This is a genomic window from Deinococcus indicus (assembly GCF_002198095.1).
Classification (GTDB): domain Bacteria; phylum Deinococcota; class Deinococci; order Deinococcales; family Deinococcaceae; genus Deinococcus; species Deinococcus caeni.
In genome coordinates this window covers 66721-79670 of record NZ_NHMK01000020.1, presented here as the reverse complement: position 1 = coordinate 79670, position 12950 = coordinate 66721, and the positions used below count along the sequence as shown (strand labels likewise).

Below are 12950 nucleotides of genomic sequence, written 5' to 3'. Positions count from 1 at the left end.
GCCGGGTCAGAGGGAGGCGGGTCAGAGGGAGGTGGCCCGGCGGGGGACGGCGCGATCAGGGATGACGGGGGCATCTGCAAGGCCGGTACGGTCCCGGCGGGGGGGAGGTTCCCACACCCGGCGCCCGGCCTCTATGCTGCGGGCATCATGAAGCGAATCCTGACGCGGTGGCTGCCGCGCCTGCTGGCCGGACTGCTGCTCCTCGCGGGCGTCCTGGCGGGCCTGATCTACGCCCTGACCGACCACCCGAAACCCGTGCAGGCCGCCGACCTGAGCTGCCCCGACTCGGCCCCCACCCTGCGCGCCGGGCAGGCCGTGCGGGTCATGAACTGGAACGTGCAGTACCTCGCGGGGCGCGGGTACGTGTTCTTCTACGACACCCTGAACGGCGACGGCCCCGACACCCGCCCCAGCCCCGAGAGCCTCGCCCGGACGCTGGACGAGGTGACGCGCGCCATCCGGCAGGAGCAGCCGGACCTGATCCTGCTGCAGGAGATCGACCGCGACAGCCGTCGCACCGACTACCAGGACCAGCTGGCGCTGCTGCAGGAGCGGTTGGGCGGCGCGTTCCCCTGCGCGGCCAGCACGTACTACCACCGCGCGGCGTTCGTGCCGCACCCGTCCATCATGGGCCGGGTGGGCCTGAGCCTCGTGACGCTCAGCCGCTACCGCCTGGACACCGCCACCCGCTACCAGCTGCCGCGCATCTGCGGCGACCCGGTCACCGTCGCGTTCAACTTCAGGCGGGCGGTGCTGGGCGTGACCCTGCCCGTGCAGGGCGGCGCGCCCCTGAGCGCCTTCAACACGCACATGGACGCCTTCGCGCAGGGCTGCGACACCATGCAGCGGCAGGCGGCGTTCGTGAACGACCTGCTCGGCGCCGCGCCGGCCCCCTGGGTGATGGGCGGGGACTTCAACCTGCTCGGCACCCGCGCCGCCTACGACCGCCTGCGCGAGCGGGAACGGGCGTACTTCAACCCGCAGACGGAACTGGCCCCGCTGCTCGCGAGGTTCGAGTCGTTCCCCAGCCCCGCGCAGATCGACAGCGGCGACCCGGCCTTCTACACCCACGAACCGAACGACCCGGCCGTGGGCCGCGCCGACCGCACCATCGACTACTTCCTGTACTCGCCGGGCCTGAAACGCGGCGACGAACGCGTGCGGCAGGACCGGCCGAAGATCAGCGACCACTACGCCATGCTGACCACCGTCACCCTGCCCTGAACGCAGCGCGGGGGAGCGGCCCCGGTTCACCCGGAGTGGCCGCTCCCCCGCCGCCCGTTCACTCCTGGCTGGTGATGAAGGGCAGGTTCCGGTCGAACTGCGAGCGGTCCAGGCCGTAGCCGTACACGAACGCGTCGGGAATGGTGAAGCCCAGGTACTCGACGGGAATCTCGACCTTGCGGCGGCTGGGTTTGCTGAGCAGCGCCGCGATCTTCAGGCTGGCGGGGCCACGGCCCTCCAGGTAGTGCAGCAGGTAGTTCATGGTGATGCCGGTATCCACGATGTCCTCGATCAGGATCACGTGCCGGTCGCTGATCGGGAACTGCAGGTCCTTGACGATCCGGACCTCGCCGCTGCTCTGCTTGGCGTTGCCGTACGAGCTGGCCTGCAGGAAGTCGATGGTGCAGGGCATGTCGATGGCGCGCACCAGATCGGCGTGGAACATGAACGCGCCGTTCAGGACGCAGATCAGGTGAGGTTCCATGCCGTGGTAGTCCTCGCGGATTTTCGCGGCGATTTCGTGAATGCGGGCCTGAAGTTGGTCCTGCGTGATCTGTACGGGGCCGTTGCCGGGGGCGAGACTCATAGTGGCTCAGGCTAACACGCCGGGCGTGGCGGTCCGTCCCGGCCGCGCCCGCTCCCGACTCCTGCGCCCGACTCCTGCGCCCGACTCCTGGCCGGCGGGGCAAATGCTCTATGCTTCGGCGCATGTCTGTTCTGAGCACCCCTGACCTGACGCGCGTTCCGGGCGTGCTGGGCCGCATCGTGGACCTCCGCGCCGGGGATTACCGGGACGCCGACCCCGCCCTGGGAGGCGCCCGCCCCGCCGCGCGGCGCTTCGAGGCGGCCCTGCGCGCCCCGGACCTGTCCCTGATCGCCGAGGTGAAACGCGCCAGTCCCAGCCAGGGGGCCATCGCGCCGCTCGACCCGGCCGACGCGGCGCGGGCGTATGCGGCGGGCGGCGCGTCCGCCATCAGCGTCCTGACCGAACCCCGGTACTTCGACGGGAACCGCGAGGCGCTGCTGGAGGTCGTGGCCGTGACCGACCTGCCGGCGCTGCGCAAGGATTTCGTGGTGCATCCCGCCATGCTGCGCGAGGCGGCCGACTGGGGCGCGTCGGCGGCGCTGCTGATGGTCAGCGTGCTGCACGAACACACCGGCGAGTACCTGAGTGCGGCGCACCACCTGGGCCTGGACGCCCTGGTCGAGGTTCACGACGACCGCGAACTGGACATCGCGCTGGAGGCCGGCGCGCGGATCATCGGCGTGAACAACCGCGACCTGACCACCCTGGAGATCGACCTGAACGTCAGCCCGCGCCTGATCCGCCGGGCGCGTGACGCGGGCTTCGCGGGCGTGCTGGTCGCCGAGAGCGGCTACCGCGCCCCGCAGGACATCGCCGCCGTGCGCGGACTGGCGGACGCGGTGCTGGTGGGCAGCAGTCTGGCGGGCAGCGGCGACCTCGCCCGCGCCGCGCGTGACCTGATGACCCCGTGAACGATGACCCCGTGACTGGCCCAGCCGACATCAGCCCCAATCAGACCGACTCCCTGACGCTGCTCGGCACGGGCGACAGCAAGGGCGTGCCGCGCTTCTGGTGCGCCTGCCCGGTCTGCACCGAGGCGCGCGGCGTGGACGGGCGGCCCGGCGTGAATCGCCGCACCCGCACCGCCACGCTGCTGCGTTCGGACGGGCAGTCGGCACTGCTGGACGCCGGGCCCGACACGCACGCCGGACTGGCCCGCCTGAACGGCCCGCTCGTGCCGGACGCGGTGTTCATCTCGCACGCGCACAACGACCACCTGCTGGGCCTGGGCGACCTGCTCGACTACGTGCGCTACGCCGACGGGCGGCTGCGGGTGTACGCCCCGCCCGAGGTGGTCCCGCAGATCGCCGCGCGCTTCCCGTACGCCTTCCCGGCGGGCGGGGCGGGGCCGGTGCAGCCCATCCCGCCGCAGGGCGTGCCGGTGGGCGAGGTGACCGTGCGGGCCTTCCGGGTGCCGCACGGCGCGAACGGCCACAGCCACGCCTACCGCCTGGACCGCCCCGCCGGGGCCGGGCGGGAGGGCTGGTCGGCGGCGGTCGTCACGGATGCCATCGGCATTCCGCCAGAACTGGCCCGCACATGGCTGCGCGGCCCCGGCGGCGCGGGCCTGGACACCCTGCTGCTCGGCACGTCCTTCGAGGACGAGTCCGGCGCGCCCCTGAGCGGCCGCAGCGTGTACGACGTCCGCGAGGCCCTGACCCTCCCGTGGGCGCAGGCGGCCGGGCGGGTCGTCCTGACGCACCTGTCGCACGGCGTGGACGTACGCCGCGCCGGTCACCTGCCGCCCGGCTGGCAGTACGCGCACGACGACCTGACCGTGCCGCTGGCCGCCGCGCCCCGCCCATCAGCCGCCCTCGCTGCGGGCCGTCCGGCCCGGCCGCAGCAGGAACCGTAACTTTTGATGGTCGCAGCTCATCTGCCCGTCCCCTACACTGGGCCGCGATGACGGCCGCCGTTCACCCACCCCGCTACCTGCGCTGGCTGATCCTGGGCGGCGCACTGCTGCTGATGGGCGGCGCGGCCCTCCAGCCGGACGTGCGCGAGTTCCTGGGCCGCGCGTACGCCGCCCTGACCAGCAGCGACCCGCGCGTCACGCACGCATTCGTGGACGACCTGGGCTGGGCCGGGCCACTCGCGCTGATCGCGGGCTTCGTGCTGCAGGCGGTCCTGCCGGTGCTCCCGGCGCTGGTCATGACCGCCGTGACCGCCCGCGCCTACGGCCCCTACGAGGGATTCCTGATCGTGTACCTGGGCACGCTGCTGGGCGCGGCCGCCGGGTACGCGCTGGGCCGCACGCTGGGCGACACCCTGGTCCGCACCCTGGCCGGCGAGAGCGCCCGCCGCGCCGCACACGACTTCGCCGCCCGCTACGGCCTGCAGGGCGTGCTGATGGTGCGCCTGATGCCGGTCCTGTCCGCCGACGTCATGAACCTCGTGGCGGGCGCGGCCCGCATGGGCTTCCGGCCGTTCATGATCGCCACCGCCATCGGGGCGCTGCCGGTCACGCTGCTCGTCGTGTGGCTCAGCGGGGACACGCAGCGCATGCTGTGGGGCCTGGGCCTGCTGTCCGGCGTGGTGGGCCTGATCGGCCTGATCCGCTGGCTGCTGGCCCGCCGCGCCGCCCGGCCCTGACCCCGCTTGTCCCCGACCCCGCCCGGCCCCGATCAGCGCGAGTTTGGTTACACTGCACTGAACGTCCGCTCAGCGGACTGCAGGAGGCAGGAGCACATGACTGAAAGCAAGCAAGGCGCGCAGGCGTCGGCCTACGAACGCGCGGGCGTCAGCATCGACGCCGGCCACCGCGCCGTTCACCTGATGAAGGGCGCGGTGGCCCGCACCCACACCCCCAACGTGCTGGGCGGCCTGGGCGGCTTCGGCGGTCTGTTCCGCGCCGCGTTCGGCCACATGGAAGACCCGGTCCTGGTCGCCAGTACCGACGGCGTGGGCACCAAGACCAAGGTCGCGGTCCGCACCGGACGCTTCGGCGGGCTGGGCGGCGACATCGTGAACCACTGCGTGAACGACATCCTGGTGCAGGGCGCGCGCCCGCTGTTCTTCCTGGATTACGTCGCCATGGGCAAACTCTCGCCCGAACGGGTCGCGGAAGTCGTGACCGGCGCGGCGCAGGCCTGCGAGGCGCTGGGCGTGGCCCTGCTGGGCGGCGAGACGGCCGAGATGCCCGGCGTGTACGTGGACGGCGAACTGGACATCGTGGGCACCATCGTGGGCGTCGTGGACCGCCCCGCCCTGATCACCGGCGCGCGCATCGAGGCGGGCGACACCGTGATCGCGCTGCCCAGCTCGGGGCTGCACACCAACGGCTTCTCGCTGGCCCGCATGGCCCTGGACGACCTCGACTGGAACGAGGCGCGCGACGACCTGAACGGCCAGACGCTCGCGGACCTGCTGCCCGTCCCGCACCGCTCGTACCTGCCGGCCTTCGACGCCCTGCAGGCCGCCGGGGTGGACGTGCGCGGCATGGCGCACATCACGGGCGGCGGCCTGATCGACAACCCGCCCCGCGTGTTCCCCGACGGGATCGGCATGCAGGTCGATACCGGCAGCTGGACCGTCCCGCCCGTCTTCGAGCTGATCGTGGCGCGCGCCGGTGTGGAACGCCAAGAGGCCTTCCGCGCGCTGAACATGGGCGTGGGCTTCCTGTTCATCCTGCCCGCCGCGCAGGGACAGGCGGCGCTGGACGCCCTGCGGGCCGCCGGCGAGCAGCCCTGGGTGATCGGCCAGATGACGGCCGGTCAGGGCGTGACCTTCACGGGAGCCGTTTGACCAGGCGGCTGGCCCCCACCGGCTTCGCCGCGCCGGACCGCGCCACCGCCACGGAATTCTGGGTCGTGCGCCACGGCGAGAGCACCTGGAACGCCGACGGCCGCTACCAGGGGCAGACGGACGTGCCGCTCAGCCCGATCGGGGTGTTGCAGGCGTCCAGCCTCGCCGAGCGGCTGACCGCGCAACCCTTCGACGCCGTGTACACCAGCGACCTGGCCCGCGCCGCCCAGACCGCCCGCATCGTCGCCGAGCGGCTGCACGGCGCACCCCCGGTGCAGACCGACGAGGGCCTGCGCGAGATTCACGTCGGGGAACTCGCGGGCCTGACCATCCACGAGATCCGCGCCCGCTTCCCCGAGTACCTGCAGGCCCTGAGCGCCGAACCCTGGAGCACCCGCCGCCCCGGCGGGGAGAGCATGGAGGACCTGTACGCCCGCAGCGGCGAGGCCTTCACGCAGATCCAGGCGCGGCACCCCGGCCAGCGGGTGCTGGTGTTCACGCACGGCGGCGTGGTCCGCGTGGCGGTCGGTCTGGCGCTGGGCGGCGTGCCCGCCAACGCCTGGGCGCGCCTGAGCGTGTCGAACACCTCGGTCACGCGCGTCCTGCTGGGCCAGGGCAGCGGCATGCTGCTGGGCTTCAACGACGACGCCCACCTCGAAAGCCTGCTGGAAGCCACAGAGGCCGACGACGTCCTCGGGCAGGCCCCGTGAGCGGCGGTCGCGGGAACGGCGTCCTGCGCGGCTGAACCCCGACGCGCGCCCATGCGCTAGCCTGAGAGGCACATGCCTTCCCTTCCATCCACCCGTTCCGGCCGGGGCAGGCCGTGACCGCCCCGCTGACCCCGGCGGGCAGTCCGCCGCCCGGCGACCTGCTCGCCCGCTACCGCGCCGGGGACCTGCGCGCCCTGGCCCGCGCCGTCACGCTGGCCGAGGCCGGCCTGCCGGGCGCCCGGCCGCTGCTGCGCGCCGCGCGTGAACGCACCGCCCGCCAGGGAGGCCGGGCCGTGGTGCTGGGCGTGACCGGCAGCCCCGGCAGCGGCAAGAGCACCCTGACCGACGCGCTGATCGCCACCCTGCGCGCGCGCGGGCAGCGGGTCGCGGTGCTGGCCGTGGACCCCAGCAGCCCGTACAGCGGCGGCGCGATCCTCGGGGACCGCATCCGCATGCTGCGCCACCACGCCGACTCGGGCGTGTTCGTGCGCTCGCTCGCCAGCCGGGGCGCGCTGGGCGGCCTGTCGGCCCGCACCATGTCCGTGCTGGCCCTGCTGGAGGGCGCGGGCTTCGACTGGGTGATCCTGGAAACCGTGGGCGTCGGGCAGTCCGAGGTGGACGTCGCCGCCGCCTGCGACCACACCCTGCTGGTCCTCACGCCGGCCGGCGGGGACGGCGTGCAGGCCTTCAAGGCCGGCATCATGGAGATCGCGGACGTGATCGCCGTGAACAAGGCCGACCTGCCCGGCGCGGAACGCACGGTGCGCGAACTGATGGCCGCGCAGGGCCTCGGCGCGCACGACGAGCACACCTGGATGGCGCCCATCCGCCGCACGGTCGCCGCCCGCGCCGAGGGCACCGACACCCTGATCGAGGCGGTCGAGGCGCACCGCGCCCACCTGGGCGAGGCCGGCCTGCTGGCCCGCCGCGAGGCCCGCGCCGAATTCGAAGTCCGGTCCCTGGTGCAGGAGCGGCTGCTGCGACTGGCCCGCGAACGCAGCGGCGACCTGTACGCCCGCGTCGCCCGTGGTGAACTGAGCGCCGACGAGGCCGCCGACACCCTGCTGGAGCAGTCGTGAAGGCCCGCACACTGGCGGGCGGCCTGCTGGCCTTCCTGACCGCGCAGCGCCTGCTGGAACTGCGGGTCGCGCGCCGCAACGAACGCTGGGCACGCGAGCAGGGCGCCGCAGAGTACGGCCAGGAACACTACCCGCTGTTCTTCGTGCTGCACCCCGCCTGGATGGTGTTCACGTTCCTGGAAGGCCGCAACGGTCGGCGCGTGAACGTCCCGGCGCTGCTGCTGTTCCTGCTGGCCCAGCCACTACGCTACTGGGTGATCCGCACGCTGGGCCGCTACTGGAACACCCGCATCCTGATCGTGCCGGGCGGGCAGCGCGTCACGGGCGGCCCGTTCCGCTACCTGCGGCACCCGAACTACGCGGTCGTGGCGCTGGAACTCGCCGCCGCGCCACTCGCGGTGGGCGCGTGGCGAACCGCGCTGGCCTTCACGCTGCTGAACGCCGCGCTGCTGCTGGGCATCCGCATCCCGGCCGAGGAACGCGCCCTGGCCCACTACCGCGCCGGGCAGCAGGCGCGTCAGGCCGAGTGAGGATAACGGCGCTCGAACACCAGTCCGCCGGGCGTGTCGGCCAGCATGACCGGCGTTACCACCCGCACGCCCTGTAATTCCAGGCGGGCGCGGCCCAGCGCGTCGGTGCGCGCCACGCCCGCCGCGAGCGCCGGCACCAGCCAGCCGGGCCGGGCGGCGGTCAGCAGGACCTCCAGTTCCTTCAGGCCGCTTTTCAGCTGCGGCGTGAAGAGCGCGGCCCGCGCCGGCCGCCGCCCCGACCCCAGCTCCCGCGTGATGCCGGCCATGTCCGGCGCGACCAGCTCCCAGCGGCCCGCCGCCGTGCGACCGGCCGTCACCAGGAACGCGCCGCGCAGGTCCGCCACCGCCTGCGCCAGTCCCGCCGCGCCCGGCAACGCGACCGCCACGTCGAACTCCGGCAGGGTCCGGCTGAAGTACTCGGCGGCCGCCTGCAGGTCCGGCCCGCTCAGCTGCCGCAGGGACTCCCGCACCCGCTCCGGGCTGGGGAGGGCGCGGGCAATCGAGGCGCGGAACAGGTCAGTCATGTTCCCAGGGTAGGGTCACGGGTCTTGCGGGGCTGTCACAGCTGCTCCGGGTCGTCTTCACCGAATGTTGAACGATCAGGTGCGTCCGGGGGGGCGGGGACGCGGCGGCCCGCCAGTCCGGACGCCGGGACGCCCTTCGTCGCCTGTCACCCCCACCCCACCCCGCCGCGCGCAGTACCGTGCAGCCCATATGCAGGCCAGCGCCACCGCCACCGCCACCCGCCACGCCACCGCCATCGCCGTGGCCGTCACCGCCGGGCACTTCATCAACGACGCCTACAGCGCCATGCTCACGCCCCTGACCCCTGCCCTGCAGAGCAAGTACGGGGTCAGCATCGCCGCCGTCACTCTGCTGTCCAGCGTGTACTCGCTGACCAGCAGCGTCCTGCAACCCCTGCTGGGCATCCTGGGCGAGCGACTGGACCGCCGCTACGCCGCCGCGCTCGGCCCCCTCATGACCGGGATCGGCCTGACCCTCATGGGCTTCGTGCCCTGGTTCGGGGCGCTGATCCTGCTCGTCGCGGTCGCCGGACTTGGCAGCGGATTCTTCCACCCGGCCGGAGCGGCTTACGTCGCGCAGCACAGCCCCCCCGACAGGCGCGGCCTGTGGGCCAGCCTGTTCAGCGCGGGCGGCACCGCCGGTATGGCCCTCGGCCCGGTGTTCGCCGGGGTGGGCCTCACGCACCTGCCGTGGTTCGCGCTGATCGGCGTGGTCGTCGCCGCCATCACCTTCGCCGTCACCCCCAGCGGCGTGCAGAAGGCCAAACGCATCCCCCTGCGGGACTACGCGGGCATCTTCCGTGGCCCCCTGGTATCCCTGTGGGCCATGGCCGTCCTGCGCTCACTGGCCAGCATGGGCTACAACGCCATGCTGCCGTTCATGCTCCTGGCACGCGGCTACGGCGCGCGCGAGGTCGCCGTCACGCTCGCCGTGTACTCGGTCGCCAGCGCCATCGGCGGCATCGTCGGCGGACGACTCAGCGACCGCCTGGGCCGCGTGACCGTCCTGCGCGGCGCGATCCTCACCACCATCCCCTTCTTCGCCCTGCTGATCCTCTCCAGCCCCGCCCACTGGTGGTTCTACCCCCTGACCTTCATCGTCGGGGCCGCCGTGAACGCCAGCATCCCCGTCGGCGTCGTCACCGCGCAGGAGTACGCGCCCGGCCACGTCGCGGTCGCCAGCTCGATCATGATGGGCTTCTCCTGGGGCTTCGCGGGTCTCCTCGTGTTCCTTGTCGGCGCGCTGGCCGACGCCACCAGCCCCACCACCGCTGCCCTCGCCGCACTGAGCCTGCTGATTCCCAGCGCCCTCATCGCCGCGCGCCTCCCGGAACCGAAGAAGGTGCAGTTCAGCTGATCGGCGGCCGGGCCGGATACGGACTCCATATAACAGCAGGGTGGGTCCCGAGGTCAGGACCCACCCTGTCATGCCTCCTGATTGTCAGGCGGGTGCGAGTTCCCGAGCTTCCTGCGCGCGGACGGCGTCCATGACCAGTTTCAGGGTGTCGCGGCGCTGGGCGGCGTCGGGGATGTTCAGGCTGACGATCACCTCGTCGGCAGCCGCGTCGCGGGCCAGGGCGTGCAGGCGCGCGGCCACACTCTGCGGGTCGCCGATGATGGCACGCCGGCGCATGGAGTCGGCCAGCGCGCGTTCCTGCGGGGTGTACGGGTAGGCCTTGGCCTCGGCGAGGGTGGGGTAGGGGGCGCTCTCGCCGCGCGTGAGGCGCAGGAACATCAGACCCAGCGGCAGGCTGAGTTCCTCGGCCTCGGCGGCGGTGGGCGCAGTCACGACGCTCGCGGCGACGATCACGCGCGGTTCCGGGAAGGCTTCCGAGGGCTGGAACGCAGCGCGGTACGCGTCGGCGGCGGCGCGGGCCTGCGCGGTGTCCGGGTTGATGTGCCACGCGAACGCCAGCCCCGCGCCAGCTTTCGCCGCCACATGCGCGCCGTAGCCGCTGCTGCTGAGGATCCACAGCGGCGGGAACAGGCCCTCGCCCGCTGGGGCCGCGACCGTGCCCGCGAAGGGGTGCCCGGCCGGGTACTGCCCGGTGCCGAAGGCGATCAGGTCCGAGAGTTGCCGCTCGAAGGACTCCTCGATCATTCCCTGCGCGCCCCGGAGTGCGCGGGCCGTGCGGCCGTCCGTGCCCGGCGCGCGCCCCAGGCCCAGGTCCACCCGGTCCGGTGCGAGGGCCGACAGCAGCCGGTACCCTTCCGCCACGCTCAGCGGCGCGTGGTTGGGCAGCATCACGCCGCCCGACCCCAGCCGGATGCGCGTGGTGCGCTGCGACGCGGCGGCCAGCACCGCCAGCGGCACGCTGGAGGCCAGTGCGCCCATGTTGTGATGCTCGGCCACCCAGTACCGCGTGAACCCGGCGTCCTCGGCGGCCTTCGCGTACGCCAGCGCCGCCTCCACCGACCCGGCCGCGCTGGACCCCAGCGGCACGGGAACAAGGTCGAGCACGGACAGCGGCAGGGGAGAGGAAACACTCATGCCCGGCAGTCTGCGCCTGAGCGCACACGGAAAAGCTGCGCGTGGTCACGGTAGGTCAGGTGACGGATGTCTGCCGGGCCTGGACCTGTCAGAGTCGGCGCATGCTGATCGTGCTGGCCGGTGCGTCCGGCGTCGGAAAGACCACCCTGCTGCCCCACCTGAAAGGCGCGTGCCCGGAAGTCGACTGGCACGACTTCGACGAGCGGTGGCGAGGTGGTGGTAAAGCCGAGCGGCAGCAGGTGACAGATGAGTGGATCCGGGCCGCTCTGGGGACGGGGCGAACTCTCGGGCTGCTCGGGCCGTGCCCGCTAGGCGAGGTGCTGGCTGCCCCCTCGATGCCCGGCACTGCAACGGTCCGTCACGCCCTGTTGGACGTCGGTGACGTCGAGCGCATCAGGCGACTGCGGACGCGCGGTGACGGTCAGGACACGCAGGATGTCCTGAACTGGTCGGCATGGCTGCGCCTGCACCACCACGACCCGCTGTGGCGCCCGGACGTGATCACCCAGGGAAGCTGGCCGGACATGCAGTGGGATCGTTGGCTGAATGCAGATCGCAGCGAGTGGCCCGCACCCACACTGGACGTGTCGGGGTTGAGCCCGGTGCGCAGTGCGGACCTGATCCTTCGCTGGCTGACCAAGTAACGCCGAGGCGCGGGGCACCCCCTGGCCCGTACCCCCCTAGCCCACAGCGTCCGCGCGCCCTGTCGTCCCGCCCGGCCGCGCCTATCCTGTAGGGCATGAGGTTCCACGCTTGAACAACGACATTCCCGTGCAGACCCTCGGCGGGCAGGGCGAGGTCATGGCGCACGCGGTGGACGCCTGCGTGCACTGCGGTTTCTGCCTGCCCGCCTGCCCCACTTACGCGCTGCTGGGCGACGAGATGGACAGCCCGCGCGGCCGGATCGTCCTGATGAAGGAGGTGCTGGAGGGGGGGCTGCCGCTGCTGGACGCCGCCCCGCACCTGGACCGCTGCCTGGGCTGTCAGGCCTGCGTGACTGCCTGCCCCAGCGGCGTGCCGTACGGGGAACTGATCACCGCCTTCCGGGGCTGGAGCGAGCCACAACGCCAGCGCAGTCCGCTGGACCGGGCCAAGCGGGCCGCGATCCTGAAGGTCCTGCCCGCCCCGAAGGTGTTCAGCGTGGCCGCCCGCCTGGGCCAGTTTGTCAAGCCGCTGGCGCCCGCGCTGCCCGCCGCGCTGCGCAGTCCGCTGGACCTGCTGCCGGAATCGGTGCCCGCCATGCAGCCCAGTGCGCCCTTCACGCCCGCGCGCGGCGTGCGTCGGGGGCGAGTGGCGTTCCTGGTCGGCTGCGCGCAGCAGGCCCTGACGCCCAACTTCAACGCCGCGACCCTGCGCGTCCTGAGTCGCAACGGCATCGAGGTCGTCATTCCCGACGGGCAGGGCTGCTGCGGCGCCGCCGCGCTGCACACCGGCGCGCGGGACGAGGCGCTGAAACTGGTCCGCGCGAACCTGAACGCCTTCAACCCGGACGACTTCGACGCGATCCTCTCGAACGCCGCCGGGTGCGGCGCTGGCCTCAAGGAGTACCCGATGGTCCTGCACGGCGAGCCCGACGAGGCCCGCGCGAAGGCCTTCGCCGCGAAGGTCATGGACATCAGCGAGTACCTGGGCGGCCTGCTGGCCGGCGGCACGCTGGAACCCACCCTGCCCGCCAGCCGCCCCCTGAAGGTCGCGTACCACGACGCCTGCCACCTCGCCCACGCGCAGGGCGTGCGCGCCCAGCCACGCGACCTGCTGCGCGCCATTCCCGGCGTCACCGTCCTCGAAGTGCCCGAGGGGGACCTGTGCTGCGGCTCGGCCGGCACGTACAACCTCGAACAGCCCGAACTCGCCACGCAACTCGGGGCGCGCAAGGCGAGGAACATCCTCTCCACCACGCCCGACCTGATCGCCAGCGGCAACATCGGCTGCCACACCCAGATCCAGAGCCACGTGCGCCGCCAGGGCGACCGCGCGCCCGTCATGCACACGGTCGAGATTCTGGATCTGGCGTACCGGGGGGAACTGTGAAAGGGGAGAGGGGATGGTCGATGGCTGATGG

At 72.8% G+C, this 12950-nt stretch carries 14 protein-coding genes; 11 read left to right on the top strand and 3 right to left on the bottom strand.

Going from position 1 to position 12950, the window contains the following annotated elements:
• The first annotated feature begins 147 nt into the window (after positions 1–147).
• Entirely contained in the window at positions 148–1224 is a 1077-nt protein-coding gene (locus CBQ26_RS13185) for an endonuclease/exonuclease/phosphatase family protein (RefSeq protein ID WP_088249089.1), read from the top strand.
• Positions 1225–1282: 58 nt separating this feature from the next.
• Here the strand turns inward: CBQ26_RS13185 and hpt are convergent, their stop codons facing one another.
• Complete coding sequence (gene hpt, locus CBQ26_RS13180; protein WP_088249088.1) at positions 1283–1810, bottom strand: hypoxanthine phosphoribosyltransferase; 528 nt, start codon at positions 1808–1810, stop codon at positions 1283–1285.
• A 122-nt stretch (positions 1811–1932) separates the two neighbouring features.
• On the opposite strand from hpt, the gene trpC reads away from it, so the two are divergent.
• The 7 genes from trpC to CBQ26_RS13145 all read left to right on the top strand — a co-directional run bounded on the left by trpC (position 1933) and on the right by CBQ26_RS13145 (position 7873).
• A complete protein-coding gene (gene trpC / locus CBQ26_RS13175; protein WP_229844050.1) occupies positions 1933–2721 on the top strand; it encodes an indole-3-glycerol phosphate synthase TrpC in 789 nt (262 codons plus the stop codon).
• 11 nt (positions 2722–2732) lie between these two features.
• Positions 2733–3665 carry an MBL fold metallo-hydrolase gene (locus CBQ26_RS13170; protein WP_244898042.1) on the top strand — a complete coding sequence of 311 codons (933 nt, stop codon included), beginning with the start codon at positions 2733–2735 and terminating at the stop codon, positions 3663–3665.
• A gap of 47 nt (positions 3666–3712) precedes the next feature.
• Positions 3713–4402 (top strand): TVP38/TMEM64 family protein, encoded by a 690-nt coding sequence (locus CBQ26_RS13165; RefSeq protein ID WP_088249086.1) that lies wholly within the window; start codon positions 3713–3715, stop codon positions 4400–4402.
• Positions 4403–4498: 96 nt separating this feature from the next.
• Positions 4499–5554 carry a phosphoribosylformylglycinamidine cyclo-ligase gene (gene purM, locus CBQ26_RS13160; protein WP_088249085.1) on the top strand — a complete coding sequence of 352 codons (1056 nt, stop codon included), beginning with the start codon at positions 4499–4501 and terminating at the stop codon, positions 5552–5554.
• The gene (locus CBQ26_RS13155; protein WP_088249084.1) at positions 5551–6264 is read left to right on the top strand and encodes a histidine phosphatase family protein; all 714 of its coding nucleotides are present in this window, start codon (positions 5551–5553) and stop codon (positions 6262–6264) included. Before purM ends, CBQ26_RS13155 begins: the two co-directional genes overlap by 4 nt.
• A gap of 113 nt (positions 6265–6377) precedes the next feature.
• Positions 6378–7343, top strand: a complete 966-nt coding sequence (gene meaB, locus CBQ26_RS13150; RefSeq protein WP_229844047.1) for a methylmalonyl Co-A mutase-associated GTPase MeaB — start codon at positions 6378–6380, stop codon at positions 7341–7343.
• Positions 7340–7873, top strand: a complete 534-nt coding sequence (locus CBQ26_RS13145) for an isoprenylcysteine carboxyl methyltransferase family protein (protein ID WP_088249083.1) — start codon at positions 7340–7342, stop codon at positions 7871–7873. The genes meaB and CBQ26_RS13145 overlap by 4 nt, the downstream gene beginning before the upstream one ends.
• On the opposite strand, the gene CBQ26_RS13140 is transcribed toward CBQ26_RS13145, so the two are convergent.
• Complete coding sequence (locus CBQ26_RS13140) at positions 7861–8397, bottom strand: hypothetical protein (RefSeq protein ID WP_088249082.1); 537 nt, start codon at positions 8395–8397, stop codon at positions 7861–7863. The two genes, CBQ26_RS13145 and CBQ26_RS13140, sit on opposite strands and share 13 nt — an antisense overlap.
• Positions 8398–8587: 190 nt before the next feature.
• Here CBQ26_RS13140 and CBQ26_RS13135 point away from each other — a divergent pair, with 190 nt between their 5' ends.
• Positions 8588–9754: an MFS transporter gene (locus CBQ26_RS13135; protein ID WP_088249081.1), complete on the top strand. Its 1167-nt coding sequence runs from the start codon at positions 8588–8590 to the stop codon at positions 9752–9754.
• A gap of 84 nt (positions 9755–9838) precedes the next feature.
• Here the strand turns inward: CBQ26_RS13135 and CBQ26_RS13130 are convergent, their stop codons facing one another.
• Positions 9839–10888 (bottom strand): LLM class flavin-dependent oxidoreductase, encoded by a 1050-nt coding sequence (locus CBQ26_RS13130; protein WP_088249080.1) that lies wholly within the window; start codon positions 10886–10888, stop codon positions 9839–9841.
• 101 nt (positions 10889–10989) lie between these two features.
• On the opposite strand from CBQ26_RS13130, the gene CBQ26_RS13125 reads away from it, so the two are divergent.
• Together CBQ26_RS13125 and glcF are read left to right on the top strand one after the other, a co-directional pair.
• Positions 10990–11532 (top strand): hypothetical protein, encoded by a 543-nt coding sequence (locus CBQ26_RS13125; RefSeq protein WP_088249079.1) that lies wholly within the window; start codon positions 10990–10992, stop codon positions 11530–11532.
• Between the two features lie 109 nt (positions 11533–11641).
• Entirely contained in the window at positions 11642–12919 is a 1278-nt protein-coding gene (gene glcF, locus CBQ26_RS13120) for a glycolate oxidase subunit GlcF (RefSeq protein ID WP_088249078.1), read from the top strand.
• Positions 12920–12950 lie beyond the last annotated feature (31 nt).

What these genes read in the sequence shown, in the direction of transcription:
- CBQ26_RS13165 (WP_088249086.1), top strand. Translation starts at nt 3,713, where the DNA reads ATGACGGCCGCCGTTCACCCACCCCGCTACCTGCGCTGGCTGATCCTG.
- CBQ26_RS13140 (WP_088249082.1), bottom strand. Translation starts at nt 8,397, where the DNA reads ATGACTGACCTGTTCCGCGCCTCGATTGCCCGCGCCCTCCCCAGCCCG.
- CBQ26_RS13135 (WP_088249081.1), top strand. Translation starts at nt 8,588, where the DNA reads ATGCAGGCCAGCGCCACCGCCACCGCCACCCGCCACGCCACCGCCATC.
- CBQ26_RS13125 (WP_088249079.1), top strand. Translation starts at nt 10,990, where the DNA reads ATGCTGATCGTGCTGGCCGGTGCGTCCGGCGTCGGAAAGACCACCCTG.
- hpt (WP_088249088.1), bottom strand. Translation starts at nt 1,810, where the DNA reads ATGAGTCTCGCCCCCGGCAACGGCCCCGTACAGATCACGCAGGACCAA.
- CBQ26_RS13185 (WP_088249089.1), top strand. Translation starts at nt 148, where the DNA reads ATGAAGCGAATCCTGACGCGGTGGCTGCCGCGCCTGCTGGCCGGACTG.
- trpC (WP_229844050.1), top strand. Translation starts at nt 1,933, where the DNA reads ATGTCTGTTCTGAGCACCCCTGACCTGACGCGCGTTCCGGGCGTGCTG.
- purM (WP_088249085.1), top strand. Translation starts at nt 4,499, where the DNA reads ATGACTGAAAGCAAGCAAGGCGCGCAGGCGTCGGCCTACGAACGCGCG.
- CBQ26_RS13130 (WP_088249080.1), bottom strand. Translation starts at nt 10,888, where the DNA reads ATGAGTGTTTCCTCTCCCCTGCCGCTGTCCGTGCTCGACCTTGTTCCC.